The sequence below is a fragment of the Devosia psychrophila genome (genome assembly GCF_000971275.1).
GTDB classification, from domain to species: domain Bacteria; phylum Pseudomonadota; class Alphaproteobacteria; order Rhizobiales; family Devosiaceae; genus Devosia; species Devosia psychrophila.
In genome coordinates, this window is the sequence record NZ_LAPV01000043.1 from 25,278 (window position 1) to 31,411 (window position 6,134).

Sequence of the window (6,134 nt, forward strand, 5' to 3'; positions counted from 1 at the left end):
CGGCTCACAGCGCCAGAACGAAGTCGTAGTCGACCGACCAGTACCAGCCTGAGGTAAAGCCGAACGCCTCGGCCCTGGCCGTGTCGTCCACCCGCTGAAAATCGGCCAGCAGGCTTTCCTTGACACCGAACACGGCGTCCGAGGTGATATAGGGACAATGCGGATCGAAGATATGGGTGGTCAGCGTCTGGAACCCTTCCGCCTGCAGGATGAAGTGCAGATGCGCCGGGCGATAGGGGTGGCGACCCAGGGCGCCGAGCAACTGCCCCACCGGGCCATCATCGGGGATGGGATAGAAGCGGGGCTTGACCGCCCTGAACCAGTAGCGGCCATCATCGCCGGTCACGAACACGCCGCGTAGATTGAAATCTGGCTGGATGCCCTTTTGCTGCACGTCGTAAAAGCCCTCGTCATTGGCCTGCCACACATCCATCCGCACGCCCGAGATGGGCTTGCCCTCGGTATCGAGCACCTGGCCAGAAACGACCATGTCCTCGCCCTTGCCATCCAGACAGATATTGGCGCCCATCGGCATCTGCGGGGCATTGGCGACGTGAAAGGGTCCCAGAACCGTGTTCTCGGAGCCGCCATCGGGCTTGCGATGGTTGATCGCATCGACCAGCATGGAGACGCCCAGGACGTCTGAAAACAGGATCCATTCCTGCCGCCAGTCATTGCAGATCTGACCGGTCGCGGTCAGAAATTGCAGTGCCTGCATCCACTCGGCTTCAGTTGGCTCGATTTCCTTGACGGCCTCGTGCAGCTTCCGGGTAACGACCTCCATGACCTGTTTCAGGCGCGGATTGGTGCAATCGGCATTGCGCGCTATGACCGTCTCGGCGGACTGGTCTTCGCTGAAATAGCCGTTTTCGGTGGACATTGTCAGATCCTCAGGATTGGGCGGGTGCACCGGTCAGCGCCCGACGCAGAAGCGGCATCATAGTCTGGCGGTCGATGGGGCGAGGTGACCAATAGGGTCGCTCTGTCGCCAGGCTAACGGCGCGATCAAGGTCTGTCTCGGTCAAACCAAGATCGAGAAGGCGCATCGGCGCACCCAGTGATTTCGCCAGCGCCTGCAAGCCAAGTGCAGCGGTCCGGGTGCCCATCAGCTCTGCCACCGGGGCAAGCAGCTCGGGCACGGCAGGCTCCACATGCGAAACCGCATGCGGCAGCAGGATGGCATGGGTATCTGCATGGGGCAGGTCAAACCCGCCACCAAGAGCGTGGCACAGCTTGTGGTGGATCGACATGCCGACCTGTCCCAGCACTGTGCCACACAGCCAGGCACCATACTGCGCCTCCGCCCAGGCCTGTAGATCGGCACTATCGCTCTTCAGGCGGGGCAGGGCGGAGATCATTGCGCGGATGCCCTCCAACGCCATCAGGCTGGTCATCGGGTTGCGATCCTGAGCGTACAGACCCTCCACAGCATGGGCCAGGGCGTTCAGCCCGCTGCTGATGGCCAGTGCGGGTGGCATAGTCTTGACCAGTGCCACATCATAGACAATGACCGCAGGCCGCAAGCGCGGATCTGTCATTGTGGTTTTTTCGCCGTCCTGCGTCTGGCCAAGGATCGGCGTAGCTTCGGACCCCGCGAAAGTCGTTGGAATGGCGATCTGGGGCAGGCCGGTGCGCAGGGCGAGTGCCTTGGCCAAACCGATGGTGGATCCGCCACCAATGGCCACCACCACATCGGCACCGGTTCGCGTGATCTCGTTGAACGCGGTTTGCGTCACCGACACCGGCGTATGCATGACTGCGCCAGAAAACTGGCCGACCGCGAGGGTGCCAAGCTGCGCACACAGCGCCTGCCCGGTTGCAGCCTGTTCTGGCGTGGTCAAGACCAGGGCGCGCTTGCCTCCCATCCGCTCCACCTCCGCCCCGGCCTGGGCCAGAGTGCCCGCGCCAAAGACGACCCGCGCCGGAGAGCCCTGGTAGGTGAAGACTGTTTGAAATGCCGAAGCCATGCGCTGTCCCGATATCGCTGTCGGCGGTCAGGTCCGCACGACGATTTTCAGATGGTTGCCTGCCGGGTCCAGCAGCGCTTCGAAACCTTTCGAGACCACATCGGCCGCGTCGATCCGCGCGGTGATGACGCGCTCTACCGGGAAGGTCCCCGAAGCGATCAGCCGGGCGATGCGGGGCCATATCTGGACCGGATAGCACCAGGTCGCCTCTAGCGTGATGTCCTTGAGCGCCCATTGCATCGCATCAATACTGGCGCGCTTGATGTGCAGACCAACCTGCACCACCTTGCCCTGTCGCCGCACAGCGTCAACACAGGCGTTCAGCGAGGCCTCCAGCCCGACGCACTCAAGCGCCACATCCACGCCCACTCCTTCTTCGGTGAGGTCACGCACCACCTCAAGCAGATTCTGCGTCTTGGGATCAATCACCACGGCAAAGGGGGCTATCTCGCTGATGATGCGGCGGCGGTTGGGGTTGGGTTCAGACACGATGATCACCGAGGCGCCGGCGGCCTTGGCACCCAGTATGGTCAGCGCGCCAATCGGCCCCGCACCGGAAACCAGCACGGTGGAGCCTGCCGTCACGCCGCCCCGATCAACGCCGTACATGGCCACGGCGGCTGGCTCGATCATTGCTGCCTGCTCGTCAGTCAGAGAATTTGACACGGGTTGAGCGTTGTAGTCCTTGATCACTGCCTGCTCGGCCATGCCGCCCCAAGCCCAGGAAAGGCCAACGCAGGCCATCTTGGGCGAGAGGTGATAGAGCCCGCGCTTGCCAAAATAATCGTCACGCGGAAACAGCAGCGGCTGCACCGAAATGCGGTCCCCCGCCTTCACATGAGAAACGGCCGAGCCCACCGCTTTGACCCTCGCAGAGAACTCGTGCCCCAGAATTTGCGGATTGGTGGCGCCGGTATAGGCGTGCGGCGTGGCGGGCGTGACGATCGGGCCAGCGACATATTCATGCAGGTCGGTGCCACAGATGCCGGTAACAAAGGGCTCCACCAGCACGTCATCGGGCAACAGCACGCCAGACGGCGGTGCCACCTCCTCGACGCGGACGTCACGGGCGGCGTGGAAACGAACGGCTTTCATCTCTTGATCCTTTAAGATCTCGGGTGGGCTCGACAAACACCGCATGCGCCAGGCACAATCGAAGGCCAAACCAGGTCAATCCGAGCAGCCAGCCCATGCGCCTGTCCCTGGGGGGATCCTACAAGCGGTCACAGAGACCGACACTGCACTTCCCGCGGCATCATTAGCAAAGTCTGGCCAACCATTGACGTCTGTTTTGTCCAGATTGGACCATTTTCAAATCTGCGATCCAGACCGTCCGGCTATAGTCTTCAAAAGCAAGCAATTGGCGGAGACTGCCCTGTGGAAGCAAAGACCACCACCCATAGCATCGGCTGGATAGGCGTCGGCAAGATGGGCAATCCTATGGCGACGCGTTTGATCGAGGCCGGCCATGCGCTGACCATCTGTGATCCCGTGACCGAGAACCGCGCGAGCCTGGTGGCCCGCGGCGCCAACGTTGCGGCAACTGCTGGTGATCTGGTGCAACGGTGCAACCTGATCTTCTCGATGATCCCCAATGACGCAGTGCTGAGCGCGCTGATCTGGGGGGATGAGAACGCGGGACTGCTGGACCAGCTTCGCCATGGGTCGATCTTTGTGGACATGAGCACGATTTCCCCGCAGCTATCCGAAAGGATCGCCCGCGATCTCGCGTTGCGTGGCGTTGCCTATCTGCGCTGCCCGGTTTCCGGCAGCACCACGCTGGCGCGGAGCGGCAAGCTGACCGTGCTGGCATCGGGCGACAGTTCTGCCTGGGATGCTCTGTCTGACACGCTCGACATTCTGGCTGTGCGCAAGTTCTACCTCGGCCCTGCCGAGGAGGCGCGCTACATGAAGCTGGTGCTGAACACGCTGGTTGGCGCCACTGCCGCCATTCTTGCCGAGGCATTAGTTCTGGGTGAATCGGGAGGCCTGAACCCTGCCGCCATGATGCAGGTCATCGCCGAAAGTGCTGTCGCTTCCCCCCTTATCCAATACAAGGTAGAGATGATCGAGATGATGGACTTCAGTCCCGCATTCTCGGTGACCCAGATGATGAAGGATTTTACACTCATCACTGAGGCCGGCCGGGAAAAGCACGTTCCCATGTTCGCCGCCAACATGATCCTGCAGCAATATATTGCTGCCTCAAATGCCGGCTATTCTGAACAGGATTTCTTCGCTTTGTTTGACTGGATGCGAAATGCGAATTTGGAGTCGGGGCAGGATTGAGGAGACCGGTTCGCAACCATGAGCAGAGCCGTCGCCACGCTTTCAGACCACGAATTGTCTCGGGTGATCGACTTTCTGCGAAAGATCCGCGCACCGTTTGATAGCGTCGTGCCCGGGGCCAAGCCGGATCCCTACTGGAACATCGTGCTCGAACTGGTGGATAGCCATCTCAAGCAAAAGCCCCTCGATATCAGCAGCCTGATCGATCTGAGCCAAGCCAGCTATGGCACCGGCAACAGGATGATCGTTAAGATGATCGAAGACGGGCTGATTGTGAAAGTGCCGCGCGGTCCCAAGCACAAGACCGGATTTCTGGCCCCTTCGCATGACCTCATCGACAGTTTCATCCGCTATGCCAGTCAGGTGAAGGCTCACTTGGCCAAAACCTTCGGCCTGCGCTCGGGGGCCGAGACGGATGAGTATTACTTCGGCGGATCATACTTCGCGGCCCATATCATCGCGCCAGTTCATGGTGGCGACATCAGTTCTGCGACCCTGCGCAACCTGCATTTCCTGCTGCATGACGACAATTATTTCGTCTCAATGCGCAATATGTGGTCCGACTTTCGCAACGATATCGGCCGCAAGAGCAGCTTCGATCTGAGACCCTTGCCCGAATTGTACAGCCGGGCCGAAGTTGCGTTGAGCGATCCCGCCTCGGCCTATGATGTGGTTGCGCTCAACATGCCCTGGCTTGGCCGCTTTGCCGAGGCCGGACTTCTGGCCAGTCTTGACGACATCCTGCCGCAGGCCCCGATCAACCCTTTGGATTTTCACCCCACGGTCTGGAGCACGGGGCGTTGGAACGGCAAGCAATATGGCATCCCGATCTACTGCACCATCGAGATACTGACGGCGCGCAAGGACTTGTTCGAACAGGCACATTTGGCATTCCCGCATAGCTTTGACGACACCATCGCCGCCGCCCGCCAGCTGCATCGCCCGGAGAAGGAGCAATACGGCGTTTCCTGGAACGGTGCGCGCGGCATGACCATTGCCCATGCCTTCATGTTTTTCTTGGCCTCATCCCAGGGCTCTGTCATCGAGATTCCACCCAAGTCCGAGAACTGGCAGGATGGTTTTGACCCGGGTACTCTGCGCCTGAAGTTCAACAGTGAGGAAGGGCTGGCGGCGCTGGATTTCATGTTGCAGCTACGCGAAGTCTCCCCGCCAGGCGTGGAAACCTTCGATGCCGAGCGCAATCTGGAGTGCTTCATGTCCGGCCACGCTGCAATGAGCTACGCTTGGACCATGCGCGCCGCCAGGCTGGAGTACGAATTGTCCTCCAAGGTTAAACGCCGTGTCGCCTATCTGCCGCCGCCAGTCCTGAAAGGACGGCATGTCACGGCACCGGTGGGGGGCTTTCTTCTGACCATCCCGTCTTATGTAAGCCCTGAACGCAAACGCGAGATCCTCAATGCCATCGCCTGGATGGCGTCGCCCGAGGCGATGAAGGCACATGTCCGCAATGGCTTTCCGGTCGCGCCGCGGTTTTCCGTCTGCGCCGATCCTGAAGCGCTTGCTTCCTCTCCCATCGTCAGCTTTGTCGATCAAATGGCGCGGCGGAACGAACTGAACACCTGGTCTCGCCCGCCGGTTCCTGCATATGTGGAAATTGAACGGATTCTGGGCGACGAGATCTTTGCCGCCGTCTTCGAAGGCAAGGCGCCGAAAAATGCCCTCGCCGATGCTGAAAACGCGGCCTATCGGGCGACACGAGCCAGCAGACTTGTCAAATCGCATGCAACTGCGGCTCTGACGCACATTCGATGATCGCAGGATCATGTTGCTCCGATCAGTCTGGCCTGGAGCAGGTCAAGCTTGGCGCGACCGTACATCTGACGTTTGACGAGCTTGAGCTTGGTGATCTGCCCTTCG

5 protein-coding genes are annotated in these 6,134 nt (G+C 60.6%); 2 read left to right on the forward strand and 3 right to left on the reverse strand.

Features of this window, described 5'->3' with window-relative positions; translation table 11 throughout:
- Positions 1–4: 4 nt before the first annotated feature.
- The 3 genes from WH91_RS04200 to WH91_RS04210 are packed head-to-tail and all read right to left on the reverse strand — an operon-like array spanning position 5 to position 3,062.
- Positions 5–880: an intradiol ring-cleavage dioxygenase gene (locus WH91_RS04200; protein ID WP_046169765.1), complete on the reverse strand. Its 876-nt coding sequence runs from the start codon at positions 878–880 to the stop codon at positions 5–7.
- A gap of 10 nt (positions 881–890) precedes the next feature.
- The gene (locus tag WH91_RS04205; protein WP_046169766.1) at positions 891–1,967 is read right to left on the reverse strand and encodes a maleylacetate reductase; all 1,077 of its coding nucleotides are present in this window, start codon (positions 1,965–1,967) and stop codon (positions 891–893) included.
- 27 nt (positions 1,968–1,994) lie between these two features.
- Positions 1,995–3,062: a 2,3-butanediol dehydrogenase gene (locus WH91_RS04210; RefSeq protein WP_046169767.1), complete on the reverse strand. Its 1,068-nt coding sequence runs from the start codon at positions 3,060–3,062 to the stop codon at positions 1,995–1,997.
- Positions 3,063–3,344: 282 nt separating this feature from the next.
- On the opposite strand from WH91_RS04210, the gene WH91_RS04215 reads away from it, so the two are divergent.
- Together WH91_RS04215 and WH91_RS04220 are read left to right on the forward strand one after the other, a co-directional pair.
- Positions 3,345–4,256 (forward strand): NAD(P)-dependent oxidoreductase, encoded by a 912-nt coding sequence (locus tag WH91_RS04215; protein WP_052952579.1) that lies wholly within the window; start codon positions 3,345–3,347, stop codon positions 4,254–4,256.
- An 18-nt stretch (positions 4,257–4,274) separates the two neighbouring features.
- Positions 4,275–6,029, forward strand: coding sequence for an extracellular solute-binding protein (locus tag WH91_RS04220; protein ID WP_046169768.1), 1,755 nt, complete (start codon positions 4,275–4,277; stop codon positions 6,027–6,029).
- The last annotated feature ends 105 nt before the right edge of the window (positions 6,030–6,134 follow it).

What these genes read in the sequence shown, in the direction of transcription:
- WH91_RS04220 (WP_046169768.1), top strand. Translation starts at nt 4,275, where the DNA reads ATGAGCAGAGCCGTCGCCACGCTTTCAGACCACGAATTGTCTCGGGTG.
- WH91_RS04205 (WP_046169766.1), bottom strand. Translation starts at nt 1,967, where the DNA reads ATGGCTTCGGCATTTCAAACAGTCTTCACCTACCAGGGCTCTCCGGCG.
- WH91_RS04200 (WP_046169765.1), bottom strand. Translation starts at nt 880, where the DNA reads ATGTCCACCGAAAACGGCTATTTCAGCGAAGACCAGTCCGCCGAGACG.
- WH91_RS04210 (WP_046169767.1), bottom strand. Translation starts at nt 3,062, where the DNA reads ATGAAAGCCGTTCGTTTCCACGCCGCCCGTGACGTCCGCGTCGAGGAG.